Origin of the sequence: Saccharopolyspora galaxeae (assembly GCF_016526145.1) — a bacterium.
GTDB classification, from domain to species: Bacteria; Actinomycetota; Actinomycetes; order Mycobacteriales; family Pseudonocardiaceae; genus Saccharopolyspora_C; species Saccharopolyspora_C galaxeae.
Map to the genome: position 1 here is coordinate 67,817 of NZ_JADDUE010000016.1, position 22,242 is coordinate 90,058.

Consider the following 22,242-nt stretch of genomic DNA (forward strand, 5'->3'; position numbering starts at 1 on the left):
GTCAGCCGGGTAGACGACGCAGCGCTGCGCCGAGCTGGGCGCGGGAAGTGATGTCCAGCTTCGGGAAGATCTTGTACAGGTGGTAGCCGACGGTGCGCGGGCTCAGCGCCAGCGTGCTCGCTATCTGCCGGTTGGTGAGCCCCTGCGCTGCGAGATCGGCGATCTGCCGCTCCTGCGGGGTGAGCGGATCGGGCAGTTCGGGCCGGGAGTGCGCGTCCCCGGTCGCGCGGAGTTCGGCGTGCGCGCGGCGGCTCCAAGCGGTGGCGCCGAGCCGGTCGAACCGCTCCTCGGCGGAGCGCAGGTGCGCGCGGGCGTCCTGGTGGCGTTTGCGGCGGCGCAGCGCGGAGCCGATCTGCAGTTCGGTGCGCGCGGTGGCGAACGGCCTGCCTGCGCGGGCAGCGATCGCGAGCAGGTCTTCGCCCGAGCCGGTTTCGGCTCCGTCGGCCGCATCGCCGCCGAGCAGTGCCCAGCACCGCGCGAGGTCGAGCCGCGCCCAGTCGGCCGCACCTGCGGCGACCCAAGCCGCGAATCCCCGCACGACCTCCGCGGCCTCGTCGGTCCTCCCGGCCAGCATCGCCGCCTCCGTCGCGTCCACTGTGGACATGCGTTGCACGAGCAGGTGGTGCGGATTCTCCGCGGGACGCCGCAACGCGCGCAGGCGCTCCCAGGCTTCTTCACCGCGCCCGCAGGACAGCGCGAGCAAGCCGCGGATCCACTGCTCGGTCAGCGCCGCGCCCGGTGACGCCGGCCCGCTGGTGGCTTCCTCCAGCCATGACCGGCACGTGCGCTCATCGCCTTGCCCGGCGTTGATCCACGCAACGGCCAGCAGCGCCTCGCAGCGCAAGGCGTGGTGGCCGAGGTCTTCGGCCAGGCGGGCGCTGTCGGCGGCCCGTTGTGCGGCGGAATCCCACTGCCCGAGCGCGGTTTTCGTCACCGCCAGCTTGAGCAGCAACAAGGCTCGCGTGCTGGGGGCGGACCGCACGTGATCACCACGCATCAGGTGCGTGAACAGTTCCGCGTAGTGCTCCTCCTCGCCGATGAACACCGGCAGCAACGGCGGCGGCCACGCCTTCGGATGCACCGCGTCCGAGGAACGCGACCACCACGCCAGCGTCCGCAGCGCCTGCCGATCGCCAACGCTGGGATCGCTGTGCCCGGACACGACGGTCTCCAGCGCGGGCACCGCGCCCGGCACGGATTCGGTGGCCGCGTCGAGCCGTTCGCGCAGCGAGCCCACGGCCCGGCGCAACGAGTCGGGGGATGCCACCTCCCAACCAGCGGTGAGCGCGGTGACGACGAGCCGCAGGGTGTGCTCGGAGCTGCCGGGTTCCGTTCCACCGCCGATCGGCAGCAGGCGCCACCCGGTGGTCCAGGACTCGGTGAAGCCGTGGATGACCGCGCGCATGATCGCCGCGCTCAGCTCCGCATCGCTGCTGTGCCGGATCGGCACCGCGAGCAGGTCGAGCGCGTGCTCGACGTACCCGGCCAGCCAGGCCAATTCGGCGGCGATGATGCGGAACCGCTCCCGCTCCGCGGGGTCGGTGGCGCCGGCGACCGCGCGGTTGGCAGCGGTGTAGGCGTCCAGCACCCGTCCCTGCTGGGCCATCGGGACGGTAGCGCGGGCGAGCGCTGCCGCGGCACGTTCCGGTTCGGTCAGCGAACCGGCGAGGTGTTCGGCGTGTTCGGCGGGCCACTGCTGCGGATCGGTCGCCGCGGCCAGGGCCGCGCAGGTGCGTGCCGTTTCGGCGAGCGTGGCGCGCTGCCGCACCGCGGCACGTTCCAGGCCGGAGCGCCAGGTGAGCTCGGGTGCGGTGCGGACGATGCCCGCCCGCTCAGCCGGCGCCAGATCGTCCGGTTGCAGCTCGAGCGCCCGTGCGGCACGCAAGCACACCGGCAGGGCCGGTCCCAGCGCCAGCAGCAACAGCCAGTCGCGGGTGCGGTCCGGGACGTCCGGTGCGAAGGCTCGGGCGCCCCGCGGCCCGATCACCGGCTCGGCAGGCAACGGCACCCGGCCGCTGAGCTGCTCGGGGCTGAGCTCGGCGGCGGTCTCGCGCAGTACCAGGGGGTTGCGCTCGCACAGTTCCAGCAGCCCGTGGACCACGTGTGCGGGCACGTCGCCCAGCAGTTCGCGGGCATCGCCGTCCGAACTGCCCGGCACGGTCGTCGAGGGCAGCGTTGCCAATTCCGCGCGCAACGGCCATTCCGCGGCGGCCGTGCACACCAGCCCGAGCGAACGCCCGCCGACTCGGCGGCCCGCGTAGGCGAGCACCCGCGCCGACTCGTCGTCCGCCCAGTGCACGTCGTCGACCAGTAGCAACACCGGTTCGGCGGCCACGAGGAAGCCCCAGAACCGATGCCGCGTCGTGGCGACGTCGTCGAACTCCTCGATACCGGTGTGCCCGCTGAGCTGGTGCAACAGCGCGAACGGGGTCTCGCTCTCGTCCGGTGTGCAGGTCGCGGACAGAACCCGTGCGCACGTCATCTCGGCGAGTCGCCGCAGCGCGGTGGTGCGTCCCCGTGCGCGCGGAGCGGTCAGCACGCGCACCGCTCCGGTGCCCGCGGCGACCGAGTCCGCGATGCGCTCCAGCTCGACGTCGAGTCCGGTGCTCATCCCGTACGGATGCTACCCGGCACTTCCGGCCAGTCATCTGACGGATTCGCGCCCCGTCCTGCCGCACCCACCCTGGAACCAATGCGCTGAACAGCGGAAACAGGAGGTTCCATGACCGCTACCCCGGTTGCGCGGCAAGCCGCCGCGCGCAGCGACGAAGTTCCGGAAGGCGGCAGGCACGTCGTCGACATCGCGGGCACCACGATCGGTCTCTTCCGCTTCCAGGGCGTGCTGCACGCCTACGAGAACGTGTGCCCGCACCAGGGCGGGCCGGTTTGCCAGGGACGGCTGGTGTCCCGGGTGACCGAGAAGCTCGACGCGGACAAGCGCAGCCGCGGCCTCGACTTCGACACCGAAGACCTGCACATCGTCTGCCCGTGGCACGGCTTCGAGTACAGCCTCGCCACCGGTTCGCACCCGGGCCGCCCGCAGATCAAACTGCGCGCTTTCGATGTGGAGGAAGCGGAGGGAACGATCTATGTCCACGTCTGACATCCCGGCACTGGCCGAGCACATCGATCAGCTCATCGCCGAAGGCCGTGCGCACGAGGTCCCCGCCGAGCAGCTGCAAGCCCTCGTCACCGCCGCGACCCGGCTCTACGCCGCGGCGAACGAAGGCGCCGCGCACGCGTCGGAACCGTTGCAGGACAGCGCATCGACCACGGACGCGGTGGTGCTCACCTGCGCGTTGCTGAAGGCACGAGACCTCAACCCGTTCGATCTGGCGCTGTGGTTCTCGCGCAGCCGCGTCGCGGGCTGACTTGGAGGCGGACATGACCGAAGCGACTCCCCGGGCCACCCAAGAGATCACCATCCACACCGACAGCCGCGAAATCCTGGCGAACGCGCGGCGGGACATCGAGCGCTACGGGCTCGACGAGTACTACATCGTCGACGTGGATTCGCACCACGTGGAGCTGGACTCGTGGCCGCAGATCATCGAGCACATCGAGGATCCGGTGCTGCGCGACAGCGGCAGGCAGATGATGCAGAACTGGCCGAACGCGCACAATCTCGCGTTGTCCAACCACCCGCCCGGACTGACCCAGCAGGACGTCAGCGGCCGGATCCTGCACCAGGCGTCGCTGGCCGAACCGGTCTCCGACCGCGAGGTGCACCGCGACGTGACACTGGTCCGCCGCGCGATGGACTCGATGGGCATCGATCTGCAGGTGGTGTTCCCGCAGCCGATGCTGGAGATCGGCCTGCACCCGAGCCCGAGCGCCGCGGTGCAGCTGATGATGGCCTACAACCGCTGGTTCACCTCAACGATCCTTTCCGCCGAGCCGCGGATCAAGACGATGCTCGGGCTGCCGATCGAGGACCCGGATGCGGCGTTGCGCACCATCCGCGAGTACGCCGACCATCCGGGAGTGATCGGGTTCCTGATCACCAGCCAGCACTCGATCGGTGTGCACCGCAACGAGTACATGCCGATCTACGCGGAGCTCGAACGGCTGGGACTGCCGATCGGTTTCCACGCGGGGCCGAACCAGGCCGACTCGATGACCTCCACGATGAACAAGTTCCTGTCCGCGCACGCCATCTCGTTCGTCACCTGCAACATGACGCACCTGACGAATTGGGTGATCAACGGCATCCCGGAGCGGTTCCCCAGCCTGAAGACGATCTGGATCGAGAGCGGGCTGGCGTGGGTGCCGTTCATGATGCAGCGGCTGGACCACGAGTACCTGATGCGGCAGTCGGACGCTCCGTTGCTGACCAAGCTGCCCAGCGACTACATGCGGGAGATGTACTACACCTCGCAGCCCCTCGAGATCACCGACATGGGCCTGCTGGAGAGCACGTTCCGGGCGATGGACGCCGAGAACACGCTGATGTACTCGTCGGACTGGCCGCACTGGGATTTCGACGTGCCGGGTCGCATCATGGGCATCCCGTTCCTTTCCGAGCAGGGCAAGCGAAACGTCCTGGGCGAGACGGCCCGCAAGGTCTTCGGACTCTGAGCCGGAGGCGTATGGGCTGAGGGGTCTGAGCTGGGCACGTCCGAACCGCGGACGTCGAGCGGTGTGGTCAGCGGAGCCGGTGACCACCGCGCCACACCGCGTAGGTGAGCGGGACGCCGGGCCGGTAGGCGAGCCACGCGGCACTGGGTGCGTCGAGCACGTGCACATCGGCGCGAGCTCCTGGCCGCAGCACGCCTACCGCGCCGTCTCCCCTCTCCCGGCGCAGCGCTCGCGCCCCGCCCCAGGTCGCCGCGCGGACGGCTTCGGGCACGGTCATCCGCATTTGCAGCACGGCGGTGGTGACGCAGAACGCCATCGAAGTCGTGTAGGACGACCCGGGGTTGCAGTTCGACGCGAGGGCCACCGTCGCGCCCGCGTCCAGCAGTTCCCGGGCAGGTGGCAACGGCTGGCGGGTGGACAGATCGCACGCGGGCAGCAAGGTCGCCACCGTCTCGGAGCCCGCGAGCGCGGCGACGTCGTCCCCGTCCAGGTACGTGCAGTGGTCCACGCTGGCCGCGCCCAGCTCGGCGGCCAGCTGCACGCCCGGTCCCGGCCCGAGCTGATTTCCGTGCACCCGCAGCCCCAGCCCGCGTTCGGCGGCCGCGGTCAGCACGCGTCTGGATTGTTCGGCGTCGAACGCGCCGCGCTCGCAGAACACGTCGCACCAGCCCACGTGATCGGAAACCGCGTCCAGCATCTCGCCGCAGACCAGGTCGAGGTACTCGCCGGGATCCCATCCGGACGGCACGAGATGTGCGCCGAGGAAGGTGACCTCGTCGGCCTCACCCGCGGCCAGCCGCGCGGCGCGCACTTCGTCCTCGACGGTGAGTCCGTACCCGGTCTTGGTCTCCAAGCAGGTCGTGCCTTGCGAAACGGCCTCGGCCACGTGTCCGCGCAGCGTGCTGGCGAGCGCGTCGCCGGACGCGGCACGAGTGGCTTCCACCGTGGTCGCGATGCCTCCGGCCGAGTAGGGCTCGCCGTTCATCCGGGCGGCGAACTCGGCTGTCCGCTCCCCGGCGAACACGAGGTGCGTGTGGCTGTCCACCCAGCCGGGCAGCACGGCCCGGCCTTCGACGTCGATGGCGTGGTCGGCGGCCGGAGCGCGCGCCGCGGGACCCGCCCACGCGATGCGGTCGCCTTCGCACACCAGCGCGGCGTCGCGGAGTTCGCCCAGTTCGTCGTCGTTCGTGACCAGCTCACCGATTCCGGTGATAACAGTGGATGCCATCGCTGCCCATCTCCAGTGCTTGATCAACGATCAGCGCTGATCCCGGTCGTGCTGTTCCGGTCGTCCCGTCCGGTCATGTCCCGTGCAGCTCCTCGATGACCGCGCCGAGTCGCTGCGCGGCATCGGGAAACCGTTCGTGCGCGCCGTTCCGGACGACGTGCTCGCCGTCGGCCACGACGTGCCGAACGTCGTCCGCCCGCGCGTGCACGGGCACCGCCGCCATCGGCACCCCGGCCAATCGCGGCCCGTCGAGCGCGACCGAGACCAGATCCGCGCGGCAGCCGGGTGCGATGCGTCCGGCATTCCAGCCCAGGCCGCGGTGCGCCGTGGCCATCGCGAGTTGCGCGTTCGTGGTGAAGTGACCCCGGTTCTCCGCACGTAGTCGCTGTCCGGCCTCCACGGCTTGCGCCTCGCCGAGCACGTCGAGCACGGAGTGCCCGTCGCTGCCGACCGAGAGCGGACTTCCCGCGGCGGCCAACGCCGAGGCCGGGCCGATGCCGTCACCGAGGTCAGCCTCGGTCGTCGGGCACAGGCAAACCCCGGTGCCGCTGCCGCCGAGCACCGCGATGTCCCGTTCGTCGAGGTGCGTTGCATGCACCGCGGTGGTCCCGGGCCCCAGCGCTCCGAGCGATTCGAGCAGTTGAGCCGGGGTGCACCCGTGCGCGGCGAGGCACGCCTCGTTCTCCTTGCGCTGCTCGGATAGGTGGACGTGCAGCGGTGCGCCGGCCCGCCGCGACCACTCCGCGACGACGGGAACCTGTTCGGCGGGCACCGCGCGCACCGAATGCACGGCCGCGCCGAGCCGCACCCGCTGACTGTCCACTGTGAACTCCTCGAGGCGATGCGCCCAGGAGTCGGCATCGGCATCGGCGAACCGCCGCTGCACACCCTCCGCGGGAGCACCGAACCCGGCGGACAAGTAGCACGTGTCCAGCAGCGTCAGCCGGATCCCGGCGTCTTCGGCCGCCGCCACGAGCGCGGCCCCCATCGCGTTCAGATCGTCGTAGCGGCCACCGCTGGGGTGGTGCAGGTAGTGGAACTCACCGACGGAGGTGATCCCGGCCAGCACCATCTCGGCGTACACGGCCGCCGCAAGCCGCCGGTACGACTCCGGATCCAGCCGATCCGCGACCGCGTACATCGTTTCCCGCCAGGTCCAGAACGTGCCGCGCCCGCCGGTCCGCCCGCGCAATGCCCGGTGGAAGGCGTGCGAATGCCCGTTCGCGAGCCCCGGCAGGCTCAGCCCCGGCAATCGCCGCGCACCGGCGGGCGGAGTGTCCACAGTGGTCACATCGCGGATCAGCGGGCCGTCGACGTCGACGAGCACCCCGGCTCGCGGCGCACCGTCCAGCCAGGCCCATTCGCACCAGAACATCAGCCGGCCCACGCTTCCAGAACGCGCGCCAGCGCCGCCACTCCGGCTTCGCAGTCGGCCGGTTCGGCGTGCTCCTGCGGCGCGTGGCTGATGCCGGTCGGGTTGCGTACGAACAGCATTCCGGTCGGGACCTGCGCGGACAGCACTCCCGCGTCGTGCCCCGCCCCGGTGGGCAACGCAGGCGCGGAGTCCAGCAGCGCCCGCAATTCGTCGCGCAGCTCGGGCCGGAAGTGCACTTCGTCGCCGAAGGACTCCTCGGTCACTTCGGCCCGGCAGCCCTCATCGGCGGCGAACCGGTGCGCCAGCACCGACAGATGCTCCACCAGCCCGCGCGCCCCCGCGGTGTGCGGAGCGCGCGCATCCAACCACATGTCCACTGTGGAGGGAATGACGTTGGTGCCGCCCGGACTGGCCGCCACGCGGCCCACCGTCGCCCGCGCACCCAGCTTCGCGGCTTCCTTGCGCACGGCGACCACGGTTCTGGACGCGGGCAGCATCGGGTCCCGGCGATCCGGCATCGGTGTGGCCCCAGCGTGGTTGCCCTGGCCGTGGAACCGGAATCGCCAACGGCCGTGCGCGAGAATCGACGAGGCCACGGCCACCGGGCGGTCCCATCCGACCAGCCCCCGGCCCTGCTCCACGTGCAGTTCCACGAACCGCCCGATCCGGCGCAGCGCGGCGTCGTCGCGGCCGATGCGCTCGGCAGCGGACCCCATCGCCTCCCCGAACGTCACGCCGTCCACATCGCGCAGCGCCCGCGCCCGCTCCGGCGCGATGCTCCCGCTGAGCAGCCGCGAACCGAGGCAGGGCACGCCGAACCGGCCGCCTTCCTCTTCGGCGAACACCACGACGGCCAGTGGTCTCCGCGGCACGAAGTCCTTGGCCCGCAACGAATCCATCGCGCTCAGCGCCGACACGACGCCCAACGGTCCGTCGAACGCGCCGCCACCGGGAACCGAGTCAAGATGGCTGCCGGTCACCACGGCGTCGTCGCCAGGTTCACCGAGCCACGCCCAGATGTTGGCGTTGCGGTCGGTCTCCACCCGTAAATCGCGAGCCTGCGCCTGCTCCACGAACCATTCCCGCAGTTCGCGTTCCGCCGAGTCGAACACGTGCCGCGAGTATCCGCCGCGCAACCGATCGCGCCCGACGTCCTCGATCTGCTCCAGCAACGCATTGGCACCCATCGCACTCGTCCCCTTCCAGCGATCTCCCTTGCCGCACCGGGCTTTCCGGCGCCCACGAGCCCATGAAACACGCGTTCGATCCGAGGCGCACGGATGATCACCCGCACCGGCGATCCGTCGGCGTGTCGGCCGCTTTCCCGCGATCGCCCGGTAGCGGGCGGCACACCCGCGCTGCGCTGCACCGACAGCCGGGCCGGGCAGATCGGGCGGCTCCTTCAGCCGTCGTGCGGCATGGGCACGTGCAAACCGCGCTCGGCAGCGACGGTCCGCGCTCGCTGATAACCCGCGTCCGCGTGCCGCAGAACGCCCGTGCCCGGGTCGTTGCCGAGCACCCGCGCCAGCTTCTGCGCCGCGAGCTCCGTCCCGTCCGCCACCGTGACCTGCCCGGCGTGCAACGACCGGCCCATGCCAACCCCGCCGCCCTGGTGCACCGACACCCATGAAGCCCCGGATGCGGTGTTCACCAGCGCGTTCAGCAGCGGCCAGTCCGCCACCGCGTCCGAGCCGTCGGCCATGCCCTCGGTCTCCCGGTACGGCGAGGCGACCGACCCGCTGTCGAGGTGATCGCGGCCCAGCACCAGCGGTGCAGAGACCTCCCCGGAAGCCACCAGATCGTTGAACAGCAACCCGGCCCGCTCCCGCTCGCCCTGCCCGAGCCAGCAGATCCGCGCCGGCAGCCCCTGGAAACCGACCTTCTCCCCGGCCAGCCGGATCCACCGCGCCAGGTGCTCGTCAGCACCGAACTCCCGCAGCACCGCCCGGTCCGTGGCGGCGATGTCGGCCGGATCTCCCGACAGCGCCGCCCACCGGAACGGTCCTTTGCCCTCGCAGAACAACGGCCGCAAGTAGGCGGGCACGAAGCCGGGGTAGTCGAAGGCCCGCGAACATCCGGCCGTGCGCGCCTCACCGCGCAGTGAATTGCCGTAGTCGAAAACCTCCGCACCCGCGTCGAGGAACCCGACCATCGCTTCGACGTGCTCGGCCATCGCGTCCCGCGCCCGATCGGTGAACTCGTCCGGTTTCGTCGCCGCGTAGTCGGCCCAGTCGTCCAGCTCGACGCCACGAGGCAGGTAGGACAGCGGATCGTGCGCGGAGGTCTGGTCGGTGACGATGTCCACCGGGACGCCGCGGCGCAGCAGCCCGGGCAGCACTTCGCAGGCATTGCCGACGAGCCCGATCGACTCCGGGCGCCGCTGCCGTTTCGCCGCCACAGCACGGGAAACCGCGTCGTCCAGGTCATCGGCGACCACGTCGAGGTAACCGTGCCGGACCCGGCGGTGGGCGCGCTGCGGATCGCACTCGACGACCAGCGCCGCACCCTCGTTCATGGTCACCGCCAGCGGCTGCGCCCCTCCCATGCCGCCGAGCCCGGCGGTCACGGTGAGCGTCCCGGCCAGGCTCCCGCCGAAGCGCTTGGCCGCCACCGCCGCGAACGTCTCGTAGGTGCCCTGCAGGATCCCTTGGGTGCCGATGTAGATCCACGATCCCGCCGTCATCTGCCCGTACATCATGAGCCCGAGCGCATCGAGGCGGCGGAACTCCGGCCAGTTCGCCCAGTCCCCGACCAGGTTCGAGTTCGCGATCAGCACCCGCGGCGCCCACTCGTGCGTGCGCAGCACGCCGACCGGTTTCCCGGACTGCACCAGCAGCGTTTCGTCGGCGGCCAGCTCGGCCAGCTCGGCCACGATCGCGTCGAAACTCGCCCAGTTCCGCGCGGCGCGGCCGGTGCCGCCGTAGACGACCAGGTCTTCGGGGCGTTCGGCGACTTCCGGGTCGAGGTTGTTCTGCAGCATTCGCAGCGGCGCCTCGGTGCTCCAGCTCCGCGCGGTCAACGTCGTTCCGCGCGGGGCGCGCACGGTCCTGGGTCCGGCACTCATGATCGGCCTCCCAACTGTTCGTCCACTGTGGAATTGACGGCGCCGGAGCGCACGAGCGCCGCTGCCTCGGCGATCTCCGGTGCCACGTGCCGATCCGGTCCCGGCCCCGGAACACGCGTGCGCAGCAGGTCGCGCACGGCGCCGGTGGCCGCGGCGGGAGCCAGGGGCGCCCGCAGGTCCAGCGCACGGGCCGCCGTCAGCAGCTCAACCGCCAACACCGTGCCGAGCCCGTCCAGCGCGCGCCGCAGCTTCCGCGCCGCCGACCAGCCCATCGACACGTGGTCCTCCTGCATCGCGCTGGTCGGGATGGAGTCCACCGATGCGGGCGCGGCCAACCGCTTGACCTCGGTGACCAGCCCCGCCTGCGTGTAATGCGCGATCATGTGCCCGGAGTCCACGCCCGGATCGTCGGCGAGGAACGCGGGCAACCCCTGCGAACGCGCCACGTCGAGCATCCGGTCGGTGCGCCGCTCGGCCATGCTCGCCACGTCGGCGACCGGGATCGCCAGGTAGTCCAGCGCGTGCGCCAGCGGAGCGCCGTGGAAATTGCCGTTGGATTCCACCCGGCCGTCCGCGAGCACCACCGGGTTGTCGATCGCCGAGACCAGTTCGCGCTCGGCCACCGCCGCGGCGAACTCCGCGCCGTCCGCCGCCGACCCGTGCACCTGCGGTGCGCAGCGCAGCGAGTAGGCGTCCTGCACGCGATTGCAGTCCGGACCGCGGTGGCTGGCCACGATTTCCGAACCTTCGAGCAGCGCCCCCATCCGGGCCGCGGACCGGGCTTGGCCGGGGTGCGGCCGCAACGCCTGCAGGTCGGCGGCGAAGACGCGATCGGTGCCCAGCAGCGCCTCCACGCTCATCGCCGCGGTCACGTCGGCGACCTCGAGCAGCGCTGCGAGGTCGTGCAGCGCCAGCACCAGCATGGCGAGCATCCCGTCGGTGCCGTTGGTCAGCGCGAGACCTTCCTTCTCGGCCAGCACGACCGGTTCGATGCCCGCGGCGGCCAACGCCTCCGCCGCCGGTCGCCGCTCCCCGTCGGCTCCGAAGACCTCGCCTTCCCCGGTAGCGGCCAGCGCCACCGCGGCCAACGGGGCGAGATCACCCGAGCATCCGAGCGAGCCGTACTCGTGCACCACCGGAACGATGCCCGCGTTCAGCATCTCCAGGAGCGCCCGCGCCGTCTCCGGGCGCGTGCCCGTGTGCCCGGTCGCGATGGTGCGCAGCCGCAGCAGCATCAGCCCCCGCACGACCTCGGCCTCGACCGGTTCACCGGCACCGGCTGCGTGCGAGCGCACGAACGACTGCTGAAGCGCCGCGCGCCGATCCTCCGGGATGTGCCGCACCGCCAGCGCACCGAAACCGGTGGACACTCCGTAGGTGGGCCGTTCCGCCGCGGCGAGCGCGTCGATGTGCTCGCGCGCGGCCGCGATCTCACGTTCGGCTCCGGCACTGAGTTCGACCGCGGCCCGCCCGCGCGCGACGTCGACGACCTGTTGCCGGGTCAGCTCGCCGGTCACCTGCACCTTTTGCATACCCCCATGGCACACGGCTGCGCGGGAAGCGCGTAAGGCCGGTTAGAGTTCTTCCGTCTGAAATTCCAGACGTCTTGGAGCGGGTGGTGCACGGCAGCAGCGACGTCCCCGCGCTGCGGCGCGGCCTGTCGATCCTGACCGCGCTCGCCGGGCACACCGATCCGGTGTCCGCCGCGACGCTGGCGCGCGAGCTGGAGCTGCCGCGGTCGACGACCTACCACCTGCTCGCCGAGCTGACCGACGCCGGTTTCGTCGTGCGGTTGCCCGCGGAACGCCGCTACGCGCTGGGCGTGGCCGCCTTCGAGCTCGGGTCCGCCTACTTGCGCAACGATCCGCTGGAGCGGCTGGCAGGCCCGCTGCTGCGGAATCTGGCCGATCGGGTCGGGCACACCGCGCATCTGGGCGTGCTGCACGGCGGTGAGCTGCTGTACCTGGTCAAGGAGCGGCCGTCCTGGCCGCAAGCGCCCACCAAGCAGCAGCCATCCTGGCCGTCGGCGGACCCGTCAACGCGGCCGCCGACGCTGGTGACGGAGGTCGGCGTCCGGTTGCCCGCACACCTGACCGCCTCCGGCCGGGCGATGCTCGCGCAGCTGCCCGCCGCGCAGGTGCGCGCCTGCTTCCCCGCGGGCTTCCCCCGCCGCACCGCCCGCGGGCCGCGCAGCCTGCCGGAGTTGCGCCGCATGTTGACCGCCGAGCGCGAGCTCGGCTGGGCCGTCGAGGACGGGCACGTGACGGCGGATTTCGCTTCGGTGGCCGGTGCCGTCTCCGGGGCGCAGCGCTGGCCCGCCGCCGCGATCAGCGTGACCTTCCGGCACGTCTGCGAAGAATCGGCGGCCGCCTGCGGACGGACGTGGCCGGAGCTCGCCGCGGAAGTGCGCCGCACCGCCGAAGAACTCAGCGAGCAGGTGCACGGCCACCGCTGAACCGCGCGATATCCGAAATTGTTTTTGAAAACGATTATCCGCACACGCAGAAGTGCCCGGTCCCCCTCGCAGGAGGACCGGGCACTTTCTTTCCCGCGGCGGAAAGACCGGGCGACTCAGCCCTGGGTGTTCCCGATCGGGTTCGCGGCGGTCGAGTCGCCGCCGTCCCCACCGTTGGCCGCGTCGCAGCTACCGGTGCCGAGGACACCGATGCCGCAAATCAGGTTGACGCCGATGCCGCCGGCGCCACCCTCGCCGCCGTCGCCGGACTCGGCGCCGACCAACGGGTCCTTGCCGCCGTCAGCGGCGAGCGCGGCCGGAGCAGCGCCCATCAGCGCCATGGCGGCGACAGCGGTCGCACCCAGCATCCGAGCAGAATTACGCATGCGAATTTCCCCTCGTTGTTTCTGAATCTGATTCAACCGATCCCGATGAAGCCCTGCTTCAGAACCCCTCGTCGATCGGCGAGGAAACAATCGCACTCGCGCCGCGCTGGAGCACCCTCAGTAGCGCGAAAGTGAAGATACTTCCCCACTATGGTTGCTTGTATGACTGAGCGTGAGCAGTTCTCTCGCACTACTCAGGTACAGCTGAACGTCCCGAAAGGGAATCACATCTGTCAGAACACTGGAAACTTCCACTCCATCAGATCCCGGCGACGAACTCCCGCGCCAGATCGGCCGGGTTCGCCTTGTCCACCTCCAGCCGCCGGTTGAGCTCGGTGAGCTTCTCGGTCGTCAGCGCCCGCGACGCCCGGTTCAACGCAGCGGCCTGCGGCGGCGTCAGCCGGTTGCGGCCGATCAGCGGCACCACGTGCTGCGCCGGGAACATGTCCGCCGGGTCGTCGAGCTCGACCAGGTCGTTCTCGCTGATCTGCGAAGACGTGGTGAACAGGTTCGCGACCTGGATGGTGTCCTCGACGAGCGCGTCCACGGTGACCGAGCCCGCCTCCAGGTTCCGGATCTCGTGGAACCGGCAGCCGTAGACCTCGCCGATGCGCTGCTCCCACCGCGACTTCCACTCCGCGGGCGCGCCCAGGGTGAACTGCCCGCAACGCGGCCCCAGGTCGGCCATCGAGCGCACGCCGCTCTCGGCGGTTCGCCTGGTCACGGTGAGCACGTCGGAGTCCTCGGCAGGCGACTGCTCCAGCACGTCCAACCCCGGCGGGAGCCTGCGCTTGACTTCGTCGTAGACCTGCTCCGACTCCGTCGCCGTGCTCTGCGGGTCCAGGTACTGCAGCAGGTTGCCGGTGTAGTCCGGGATCACGGTCAGCTCGCCCTGTGCCGCGGCGTTGACGTAGGACTCCCGCGCGCCGATGCGGGGTTTGGTCTCCACCTCGGCACCGGTGCCGCGCAGCGCCGCCGCGTAGATCTCCATGACGAGTTCGCTTTCGGCGAAGTCGGCCGAGCCGACCACCAGCGCACCATCGGTGCCGTCGCCCGCCTGGAACGGATCGCCGCCGCAGCCCGCCAGGCCGAGCACCACCAGCAGGGACAGGACCACAGCGCTCATCCGCCTCACGGCGCACTCCCCAATCCGTGCCGATCCGGACGACTTCATGCCACGCCGGCCGGAACCCGCCGCTTCGCGCGCAGGCCCTTCGGAGTCAGCAGCTTCGACATCCCCGCGAGCAGTGCGTCCAGCACGACCGCGAGCAGCGCGATGAACAGGGCCGCGGCCAGCGTCTGCCCGTAGTCGTAGACCTTGATGCCTTCCAGCAGGATGGCGCCGAGCCCGCCGAGGCCCACGTACGCCGCCACCGACGCGGTGGCCACGACCTGCAGCATCGCGGTCCGGACACCGCCGAACAGCAGCGGCGCCGCATTCGGCAGCTCCACCTGCCACAACTGCTGCAACGGCGTCATGCCCATGCCCTTGGCGGCATCGCGCGCTTCCGGCGGCACGCTCTGCACCCCGGCGTAGGCGCCGGACAGCACCGCGGGGACGGCCAGGATCACCAACCCGGCCAGCGTCGGCAGCACCCCGATCCCGGCGAGCAGGACGAACAGCGTGACCAGGCCCAGCGTGGGCAGCGCCCGCATCGAGTTGGTCAGCACGACCGCGGAGGCGCCGCCGCGGCCGCTGTGCCCGATGCAGAGACCGATCGGCACCCCGATGATCGAAGCCGCCAGCACCGAAACGACGCAGTAGTACAGGTGCAGCAGGCACTGCAGCAGCAGCCCGTCGGAGGAGAACCAGTGCGCGGGGTCGGCCAGCCAGCCGAGCAGTTCCTCGATGATCAAGCTGCTCGCCCCCCGGCTCGCTGCCACGGTGTCAACGCCCTGCGCAGCGCGACGATCAACAGGTCACCGACCATCGCCAGCAGCAGCGTCAGCACCACGCCCAGCAGGATCGGAGTGAGGTAGTCGCGCTGGAACCCGTCGGTGAACAGCCGCCCCAGCCCGCCGATGCCGATCAGCGCGCCGACGCTGACCAGGCTCACGTTGCTGACCGAAGCGACCCGCAACGAGGTGGCCAGCACCGGCACCGCCAGCGGGAGTTCGACGGCGAAGAATCGGCGCCGCGGCCGGTAGCCCAACGCGGTCGCGGCGGTGACGACGTGGCCGGGCACCGAGCCGAGCCCGTCCATCACCGGCCGGACCAGCAGCGCCGCGTTGTAGATGGTCAGCGCCACGACCACGTTGATCGACGCGGTCGCTCCGGTCCCGAGCACCGCGGGCAGGATCACGAACAGCGCCAGCGACGGAACCGTGTACAGCACGTTGGCCGAACCCAGCAGCACGCCCCGCACTCGCGGGTTCCGTTGCGCGAAACGTCCGAGGGGCAGCGCGATCAGCGCGCCGATCACCAGCGGGATCAACGCGAGGTACGCGTGCTGCCCGAGCGAGCTCAGCAGCACCTCGCGGTTGCTCGGGCTGGAGAAGTAGTGCGCCAGCTCGTCGATCACGGCGCTACCCGCTGCCTGCGGCTGCGCTCGATCTCGTCGAGGACTTGCTGCGCGGTGACCACGCCGACGTAGCCGCCGCGGTCGTCGACGACCACGCCCAGCCCGGACGGCGACGACAGCGCGGCGTCGAGCGCGCCGCGCAGCGGTGTTCCCGTCGTGTGCAGCGATCCGCCGGCCAGCAGTCGATCTTCGGTGACCGGGCCGGTGACCTCAGCGCCCGGGACCAGCCAGCCGCGCGGCCTGCGGTCGCCGTCCAGCGCCAGTACCCAGCCATCGGCGCTGCTGCGGTCGCCGAGGGTCACCGTGGCCACTTCGTCCGGCACCACCGAACCGTCCACGAACGACAACCGCCGGTAGCCGCGATCACGGCCGATGAACGAGGTGACGAAGTCGTCCGCGGGCTCGGCCAGCAACTCGTCGGGTTCGGCGTACTGCGCCACATGTCCGCCGGTTCGCAGCACCGCCACTTGATCGCCGAGCCGCACGGCCTCGTCGATGTCGTGCGTGACGAACAGGACCGTCTTGCCGAGCTCGCCCTGCAACCGCAGCAGCTCCTCCTGCAGTCCTTCGCGCACGACCGGGTCGACCGCGCTGAACGGCTCGTCCATCAGCAGCACCGGCGGGTCGGCGGCGAGCGCGCGGGCCACCCCGACCCGCTGCTGCTGACCACCGGAAAGCTGCGCGGGGTACCGGTCGGCCAACGACACCGGCAGGCCGACCAGCTCGAGCAGCTCGCGCGCCCGGTCCCGGGTGGCGCGCCGGCTGTTGCGGAACAACCGCGGCACCGTCCCGACGTTGTCCAACACGGTGCGGTGCGGGAAGAGACCGGCCTGCTGGATGACGTAGCCGATGCCGCGCCGCAGCACCGCGGGATCGGCGTCGCGCACGTCCTGACCGTCCACGAGCACGTTGCCGGACGTCGGCTCGATCATCCGGTTGACCATGCGCAGCAGCGTGGTCTTGCCGCAGCCGGACGGGCCGACGAGCGCGGTGATCGTGCCTGCGCGCACGGTCAGGTCCACGTCCTCGACGGCGACCGTGCCGTCCGGGTACGCCTTGCGCACGGACCGGAACTCGATCAACCGAGCCCCCTCGCTGATCACCGACAGTCACTCGCCGACCGCCGCAAACCCGGCCGACCTTAACCCGGACGTCGGAATCTTGCGATGATCCAAGACGGTTGTGTGATCTTCAGCGGGCGTGGTCAGCAGCCAGTTCCCACGATCCGGGAGCAACTCTGCGGGGCGGGCTCACTTCCCCTCGGCGAACGGCAGCGGCCCGGCCGCCAACATGGCGCGCAACTCCCGCGGCGGCACCGGCTTGGAGAACAGGTAGCCCTGGTAAGCATCCACGCCGACCCCGGACAGCACGTGGAACTGGGTGGCCGTCTCCACGCCCTCGGCCACGCAGCGGCGGCCCATCGCACGCGCCATGCCGACCACGGCCTGCGCCACCGCGAAATCCGACGGGTCGCCGCCGACACCGGCCACGAACCGCCGGTCCACCTTGATGATCTGCGCTGGCAGGTCCTTCAGCCGGGCCAGCGACGAGTAGCCGGTGCCGAAGTCGTCCACCGCGAACCGCACCCCGCGGTCCACCAGTTCGCCCATCGCCTGCCGGGTCCGCGACGGCAGATCCACCAGCGCCGTCTCCACCAGCTCCAGCACCACGCGGTCCCAGGCCACGCCGCACTCCGCGACGGTGTCCGCGACGACGTCGACGAAGTCCGCACCACCGGGCACCAGCCCGGCCAGGTTCACTGCGATGCCGACCTCGCGCCCGCCCTGCGCGGGCCAGCTCGCGGCCTCCCGCAGCGCGGTGCGCAGCACCCAGCGGTCCAGCTCGCGCAGCAGGTCGCCCTGCTCGGCCACCGGCAGGAAAGCATCCGGGCTGAGCAGGCCGCGGTCCGGATGCGGCCAGCGCACCAACGCCTCCGCGGTGACCACCGTGCCGTCCCCGGCGACCACCGGCTGGTAGTGCAACGTGAGGCCGTCGTTGTTCAACGCCTCCCGCAGCTGCCCCTCCAGGTGCAGCTGGCGATCGGCGGACGCGATCAGCGCCGGACTGGCCAGCGAGACCTTGCCGGCGCCGCGCCGCTTCGCCTCGAACATCGCCGCGTCGGCGAACCGCAGCAGATCCCCGCCGCCGGAACCGCCGCCGCTGGGCACCGCGGCCCCGATCGAGGCCGAGACCCGAATCAGCTGACCGTGCACCGGCACCGCCGTGCGCAGCAGCCCGGAAACACGGGTGGCCAGCGAGTCCAGCCCACCGACCGCCTCGATGTCCGAGCAGATGATGACGAACTCGTCGCCGGACAACCGGGCCGCCGTGCACCCCTCCGGCAACCCGCCTTCCAACCGACGAGCCAGCGCGACCAGCAGCTCGTCGCCCGCGTCGTGGCCGAGCGAATCGTTCACCCGCTTGAAGTTGTCGATGTCGCAGAACAGCACCGCCACGCTCGCCGGATCCACCCGCCCGAGCAGCGCGCCGAGCAGCTGCTTGACCGCGGCCCGGTTCGGCAAACCGGTGAGGTCGTCGTGGGTGGCCTGGTAGCGCAGCGCCTCGGCGGCGCGGCGGCGTTCGGTGATGTCCTGGAACACCACCAGCCAGAACCGCGTCCCGTCGTCCTGCACCGACAGCGACACGTGCAGCTCGCAGTACACCGGTTCGCCATCGGAGCGGATCAGCAACCGCTGCGGGACCTTCCGCCGTCCCGTGCGCGACGACGCGATCTCCTCCGAAGCCGTGCGCAGACCGGAGTCCCGCTCGTCGGGATGGGTCATCTGCCGCGAGCTCATCCCGCGCAGTTGGTCCAGCCGGTATCCGAGCAGGTCGCAGAGCGCGTCGTTGGCATCCACCAGGTGCTCGCCCTGGTCGAACAACCCGATCCCGACCGGTGTGACCGCGACCAGGTCGGTGAACCGCTGCGTGGAGCGTTCCATCCGGGTCACCGCGGTGCGCTGCTCGGTGACGTCCTGCGCCGTGCCGACCAGCACGAGCCGACTTTCCGGATCGCGGATCGCCGCGCCGTGCGCGCGGAAGGTGCGCACCGCGCCGTCCCGGCGGATGAACCGGTGCTCCAGCTCGACCGGTTCCTGCCGCTGCACCAGCCCCCGCCACGCCTGGTCCACCGCGGACCGGTCCTCCTGGTGCACCGAACCGATGTACTCGTCGTAGGTGCTGGGCGCGTCCGGCCGGGTGCCGCAGATCTCGTGCATCATCTCGGACAGCCGCGTCGCGCCGGTGTCCGGATCCCATTCCCAGGTGCCCAGCCGAGCCGCGCGTTGCGCGTCGTGCAGCTTGCGGCGCTCGTCGCGCAGCTGCCGTTCCAGGAGTCGCTGCTCGGTGACGTCCTGCACGGTTCCCTGGATCCGCTCGATCACCCCGGAGACGTCCCGCTCGACCCGGCCGGTGCACAGGAAGACGCGGTCGGTGTGGTCGTGCAGCTCCACTTCGACGAGCTCGCCTTCGGGCGCGGACTTCAACCGGGTGCCGAAGTCGGCGGCCTTGGCCCGGTCGTCGGCGCGCACCGCCAGCTCCAGGTCCGAGCCTTCCAGCAGGTCGGCGCCGCTGGCGGCGAACAGCTCCTTGAGCATCGGGCTGTGGTACATCTGCCCGGTTTCCGGGTAGATGCTCCAGCTGCCGACGCGGGCGATCTGCTGCGCCTCGATCAACCTGGCGCGTTCGTCGAGGATTTCGACACCGCTGTAGGGCCGGGCCCCGTCCGGGACCAGGTCGCGCACATCGGCCAGCACGGTCACCTGCAGCGATTCGTCGTCCGGACGCGGCCAGCTCAACGCCCGCACCGGCACGTCGCACTCCGCACGCAGCCGGGAGATCGGGCCGTCCCGCACCACCAGCGCGGAAAGCTGGCGGCCTACCAGCGAATCCGCGTCCGCCACCCCCGCCAGCCGCACGGCCTCTTCGGTCACCTGCACGACCGTGCCGTCCGCGGTGCTCAGCAAGGCAGGCGCGGCGGGCAGCAGGCCCGCCCGGACGGGCACGTCGACCACCACGTTCCGACCACCGTCCGCCGCGGCGTCCCGGTCCGGCCCCGCCCCCGGAGTCCCGTCGGTCATCAGCACCCTCCTGCTCAGCGGCCTCGTTTCCGAGCACACCGACGACCGACCACCCGTGATCGGTACCACAGCGAGTTCCGAGCAGACCTTACCGGCACGGAGTCCGGCAAGAGCCGCTGGTCGTCGTCGATGCGGCGGCCGATCACCGCCCGTACCGCCGATGTCCGATCGGGTGACGATTGTCCCGGAGCGGCATGACGGCCCGACCGCCGCATCCGTGCAGCGACGCGCACGACTCCATCCCCGCCCGCCGCAACGACGCGGCCGCCGGGCCGCACCGCGAACGGTGCACCCCGGCGGCCGGCGCACGGGCGCCCGCGGCGTGGCGGGCGGGCGTGGTTCACGCGGTGGCCACCCCGTCCTCGCGAGCGGCTTCGGCCACGGCGTTGGTGACCGCGGGCGCGACGCGCGGGTCCAGTGGGCTGGGCACGATCCGGTCGGCGTCGAGGTCGTCGTCGACGACCGCGGCGATCGCCTCCGCCGCGGCGACCTTCATCCGGTCCGAGATCATCCGGGAGTTCGCCTGCAACGCGCCCTTGAAGATCCCCGGGAACGCCAGCACGTTGTTGATCTGGTTCGGGAAGTCGCTGCGCCCGGTCGCGACCACCGAGGCGTGCCGCCGCGCGACGTCCGGGTGCACCTCGGGGTCCGGGTTGGACAGCGCGAACACGACCGCGCCCGGCGCCATGGTCGCGATCAGATCCTCCGGGATCTGCCCGGCGGACACGCCGATCAGCACATCGGCGCCGTTCAGCGCCTCACCCAACCCGCCGGTGACACCGCGCGGGTTGGTGTACCCGAGCAGCTCCTGCTTGATCGGAGTGAGGTTGTCCCGACCGGAATGCAGCACCCCGCGCGAGTCCAGCACGACGATCTCGCCGACCCCCGCGGTGTGCAGGATCTCCGCGCAGGCGACGCCCGCGGCACCCGCCCCGGAGATCACCACGCGCAGCGAGCTCAGCTCGCGGCCGGTGACCTTGCAGGCGTTGCGCAGCGCGGCGAGGGTGACCACGGCGGTGCCGTGCTGGTCGTCGTGCATCACCGGGCAGTCCAGCGCCTCGATCAGCCGCCGCTCCAGCTCGAAGCAGCGGGGCGCGGCGACGTCCTCCAGGTTCACCGCGCCGAACGAGGGCCGCAGCCGCACCAGCGTCTCGACGATCTCGTCGACGTCGGTGGTGTCCAGCACCAGCGGGATGGAGTTCAGCCCGCCGAAGCTCTTGAACAGCGCCGACTTGCCCTCCATGACCGGCAGCGATGCCCGCGGCCCGATGTCGCCCAGCCCGAGCACCGCGGTGCCGTCGCTGACCACGGCCACCAGGTCCTGGGTCCAGGTGTAGCGGTCGGCGAGGGTCTGATCACCGGAAATGGCGCGGCTGACGTCGGCGACGCCGGGCGTGTAGGCGATCGAGAGATCGCGCGGGCTGGACAGCGGCGCGGTCACCTCGACGCCGAGCTTGCCGCCCTCGTGCGCGCGGAAGATCTCTTCGTCGGTGAGTTCGGTACCGCCGGGGGAAGTGGAAGTGTGGTCGTTCACAGTGGTCACGGCGTCCCTCCTGTTGCCATGGCCTGCGGGACGGGCGACGGAGCCCGGTCCCGGAGCGAATGGGTGGCGGCGAGCCACCCGGCGACGCGCCTGCCTGGCTGGTTCCGGCCACGGCGGGCGTCGGAGACCGGTCCCGGTCGTCCTGGTGCGGACGGCGGACCGGTGGACGCTGCGGTTCGTCCAGTGTGCCAGCAGCGCCGATGACTGTCTGCGACCAGGGTCACAGACTTGATCGAGCAGCCGGGTGTAACGACTGCGGTTTCCGGTCGAACCTTCGCAGCACGGCAAGATTTCCGGATTTTCCCGCCGAACCCCGTCCGCGGTCCACCCCCGCGAGACCGCGGACCACACCGCACGCAGCGACCGGCGCGGTCATAGAGTGCCCGCCGTGCGAGTTCGCTCCTTCGAGATCAGCGGTGTGCACGAGTTCACCCCGAAGTCCTTCCCCGACCACCGCGGCCTTTTCGTGGCGCCGTTCCAGGAGTCGGCGTTCCTGGAAGCCGTCGGCCACCCGCTGCGGCTGGCGCAGACGAACCACAGCGTTTCCGCGCGCAACGTGATCCGCGGCGTGCACTTCGCGGACGTGCCGCCCGGGCAGGCCAAATACGTGTACTGCCCGCAGGGTTCGCTGATCGACGTGGTGGTGGACATCCGGGTCGGGTCCCCGACGTTCGGGCAGTGGGCCGCGGCGAAGCTGGATTCCACCGAGTACCGCGCGCTCTACACCGCCGAAGGACTCGGCCACGCCTTCCTGGCGCTGGAGGACGACACGGTGCTGGCCTACCTGTGCTCCACGCCGTTCAACCCCAGCGCGGAGCACGGGATCGCGCCGCTGGACGCCGAACTCGGGCTGCCGTGGGAGCACTACCTGTCCGGCGAGCCCGTGCTCTCCGAGAAGGACCGGGCCGCGCCCACGCTCGCCGAAGCCGCCGAACTCGGACTGCTGCCCGCCTACGAAACGTGCCAGGCGCGCTACGCGGAACTCCGCGAGCAGCACGCCGCCCGGTCCTGA

18 protein-coding genes are annotated in these 22,242 nt (G+C 71.2%); 5 read left to right on the forward strand and 13 right to left on the reverse strand.

Annotated features, from left to right (window positions below; all coding sequences use genetic code 11):
• Position 1: 1 nt before the first annotated feature.
• Positions 2-2,611, reverse strand: coding sequence for a helix-turn-helix transcriptional regulator (locus INP57_RS27135; protein ID WP_200073202.1), 2,610 nt, complete (start codon positions 2,609-2,611; stop codon positions 2-4).
• Between the two features lie 111 nt (positions 2,612-2,722).
• On the opposite strand from INP57_RS27135, the gene INP57_RS27140 reads away from it, so the two are divergent.
• The 3 genes from INP57_RS27140 to INP57_RS27150 are packed head-to-tail and all read left to right on the forward strand — an operon-like array spanning position 2,723 to position 4,578.
• Positions 2,723-3,103, forward strand: a complete 381-nt coding sequence (locus INP57_RS27140; RefSeq protein WP_200073203.1) for a Rieske (2Fe-2S) protein — start codon at positions 2,723-2,725, stop codon at positions 3,101-3,103.
• Positions 3,090-3,371: a hypothetical protein gene (locus tag INP57_RS27145; RefSeq protein WP_200073204.1), complete on the forward strand. Its 282-nt coding sequence runs from the start codon at positions 3,090-3,092 to the stop codon at positions 3,369-3,371. The genes INP57_RS27140 and INP57_RS27145 overlap by 14 nt, the downstream gene beginning before the upstream one ends.
• A 13-nt stretch (positions 3,372-3,384) precedes the next feature.
• Positions 3,385-4,578, forward strand: coding sequence for an amidohydrolase family protein (locus INP57_RS27150; protein WP_200073205.1), 1,194 nt, complete (start codon positions 3,385-3,387; stop codon positions 4,576-4,578).
• Between the two features lie 67 nt (positions 4,579-4,645).
• Here the strand turns inward: INP57_RS27150 and hutI are convergent, their stop codons facing one another.
• The 5 genes from hutI to hutH all read right to left on the reverse strand — a co-directional run bounded on the left by hutI (position 4,646) and on the right by hutH (position 11,777).
• Positions 4,646-5,806: an imidazolonepropionase gene (gene hutI, locus INP57_RS27155; RefSeq protein WP_200073206.1), complete on the reverse strand. Its 1,161-nt coding sequence runs from the start codon at positions 5,804-5,806 to the stop codon at positions 4,646-4,648.
• A gap of 73 nt (positions 5,807-5,879) precedes the next feature.
• Complete coding sequence (locus INP57_RS27160) at positions 5,880-7,181, reverse strand: formimidoylglutamate deiminase (protein ID WP_200073242.1); 1,302 nt, start codon at positions 7,179-7,181, stop codon at positions 5,880-5,882.
• On the reverse strand, positions 7,181-8,368 hold the full coding sequence (locus INP57_RS27165; RefSeq protein ID WP_200073207.1) for an allantoate amidohydrolase: 1,188 nt from the start codon (positions 8,366-8,368) through the stop codon (positions 7,181-7,183). Before INP57_RS27165 ends, INP57_RS27160 begins: the two co-directional genes overlap by 1 nt.
• A gap of 215 nt (positions 8,369-8,583) precedes the next feature.
• Positions 8,584-10,245, reverse strand: a complete 1,662-nt coding sequence (gene hutU, locus INP57_RS27170; protein WP_200073208.1) for a urocanate hydratase — start codon at positions 10,243-10,245, stop codon at positions 8,584-8,586.
• The gene (hutH, locus tag INP57_RS27175; RefSeq protein WP_200073209.1) at positions 10,242-11,777 is read right to left on the reverse strand and encodes a histidine ammonia-lyase; all 1,536 of its coding nucleotides are present in this window, start codon (positions 11,775-11,777) and stop codon (positions 10,242-10,244) included. The genes hutU and hutH overlap by 4 nt, the downstream gene beginning before the upstream one ends.
• A gap of 86 nt (positions 11,778-11,863) precedes the next feature.
• On the opposite strand from hutH, the gene INP57_RS27180 reads away from it, so the two are divergent.
• Entirely contained in the window at positions 11,864-12,700 is an 837-nt protein-coding gene (locus INP57_RS27180) for an IclR family transcriptional regulator (RefSeq protein ID WP_200073210.1), read from the forward strand.
• 116 nt (positions 12,701-12,816) lie between these two features.
• On the opposite strand, the gene INP57_RS27185 is transcribed toward INP57_RS27180, so the two are convergent.
• The 7 genes from INP57_RS27185 to INP57_RS27215 form a co-directional block, all read right to left on the reverse strand.
• A complete protein-coding gene (locus tag INP57_RS27185) occupies positions 12,817-13,086 on the reverse strand; it encodes a hypothetical protein (protein ID WP_200073211.1) in 270 nt (89 codons plus the stop codon).
• 259 nt (positions 13,087-13,345) lie between these two features.
• On the reverse strand, positions 13,346-14,212 hold the full coding sequence (locus tag INP57_RS27190) for an ABC transporter substrate-binding protein (RefSeq protein ID WP_200073212.1): 867 nt from the start codon (positions 14,210-14,212) through the stop codon (positions 13,346-13,348).
• A gap of 44 nt (positions 14,213-14,256) precedes the next feature.
• Entirely contained in the window at positions 14,257-14,970 is a 714-nt protein-coding gene (locus INP57_RS27195) for an ABC transporter permease (RefSeq protein WP_307850311.1), read from the reverse strand.
• The gene (locus INP57_RS27200; protein ID WP_295146420.1) at positions 14,940-15,608 is read right to left on the reverse strand and encodes an ABC transporter permease; all 669 of its coding nucleotides are present in this window, start codon (positions 15,606-15,608) and stop codon (positions 14,940-14,942) included. Before INP57_RS27200 ends, INP57_RS27195 begins: the two co-directional genes overlap by 31 nt.
• Positions 15,605-16,690 (reverse strand): ABC transporter ATP-binding protein, encoded by a 1,086-nt coding sequence (locus INP57_RS27205; protein WP_200073213.1) that lies wholly within the window; start codon positions 16,688-16,690, stop codon positions 15,605-15,607. The genes INP57_RS27200 and INP57_RS27205 overlap by 4 nt, the downstream gene beginning before the upstream one ends.
• Positions 16,691-16,858: 168 nt before the next feature.
• Positions 16,859-19,687 carry a sensor domain-containing protein gene (locus INP57_RS27210; protein ID WP_200073214.1) on the reverse strand — a complete coding sequence of 943 codons (2,829 nt, stop codon included), beginning with the start codon at positions 19,685-19,687 and terminating at the stop codon, positions 16,859-16,861.
• A 340-nt stretch (positions 19,688-20,027) separates the two neighbouring features.
• Positions 20,028-21,230, reverse strand: coding sequence for an NAD(P)-dependent malic enzyme (locus INP57_RS27215; RefSeq protein ID WP_200073215.1), 1,203 nt, complete (start codon positions 21,228-21,230; stop codon positions 20,028-20,030).
• Positions 21,231-21,618: 388 nt separating this feature from the next.
• Here INP57_RS27215 and INP57_RS27220 point away from each other — a divergent pair, with 388 nt between their 5' ends.
• On the forward strand, positions 21,619-22,242 hold the full coding sequence (locus tag INP57_RS27220) for a dTDP-4-dehydrorhamnose 3,5-epimerase family protein (RefSeq protein WP_200073216.1): 624 nt from the start codon (positions 21,619-21,621) through the stop codon (positions 22,240-22,242).

What these genes read in the sequence shown, in the direction of transcription:
- INP57_RS27210 (WP_200073214.1), bottom strand. Translation starts at nt 19,687, where the DNA reads ATGACCGACGGGACTCCGGGGGCGGGGCCGGACCGGGACGCCGCGGCG.
- INP57_RS27135 (WP_200073202.1), bottom strand. Translation starts at nt 2,611, where the DNA reads ATGAGCACCGGACTCGACGTCGAGCTGGAGCGCATCGCGGACTCGGTC.
- INP57_RS27140 (WP_200073203.1), top strand. Translation starts at nt 2,723, where the DNA reads ATGACCGCTACCCCGGTTGCGCGGCAAGCCGCCGCGCGCAGCGACGAA.
- INP57_RS27185 (WP_200073211.1), bottom strand. Translation starts at nt 13,086, where the DNA reads ATGCGTAATTCTGCTCGGATGCTGGGTGCGACCGCTGTCGCCGCCATG.
- INP57_RS27160 (WP_200073242.1), bottom strand. Translation starts at nt 7,181, where the DNA reads ATGTTCTGGTGCGAATGGGCCTGGCTGGACGGTGCGCCGCGAGCCGGG.
- INP57_RS27150 (WP_200073205.1), top strand. Translation starts at nt 3,385, where the DNA reads ATGACCGAAGCGACTCCCCGGGCCACCCAAGAGATCACCATCCACACC.
- INP57_RS27165 (WP_200073207.1), bottom strand. Translation starts at nt 8,368, where the DNA reads ATGGGTGCCAATGCGTTGCTGGAGCAGATCGAGGACGTCGGGCGCGAT.
- hutI (WP_200073206.1), bottom strand. Translation starts at nt 5,806, where the DNA reads ATGGCATCCACTGTTATCACCGGAATCGGTGAGCTGGTCACGAACGAC.
- hutH (WP_200073209.1), bottom strand. Translation starts at nt 11,777, where the DNA reads ATGCAAAAGGTGCAGGTGACCGGCGAGCTGACCCGGCAACAGGTCGTC.
- INP57_RS27190 (WP_200073212.1), bottom strand. Translation starts at nt 14,212, where the DNA reads ATGAGCGCTGTGGTCCTGTCCCTGCTGGTGGTGCTCGGCCTGGCGGGC.
- INP57_RS27145 (WP_200073204.1), top strand. Translation starts at nt 3,090, where the DNA reads ATGTCCACGTCTGACATCCCGGCACTGGCCGAGCACATCGATCAGCTC.
- hutU (WP_200073208.1), bottom strand. Translation starts at nt 10,245, where the DNA reads ATGAGTGCCGGACCCAGGACCGTGCGCGCCCCGCGCGGAACGACGTTG.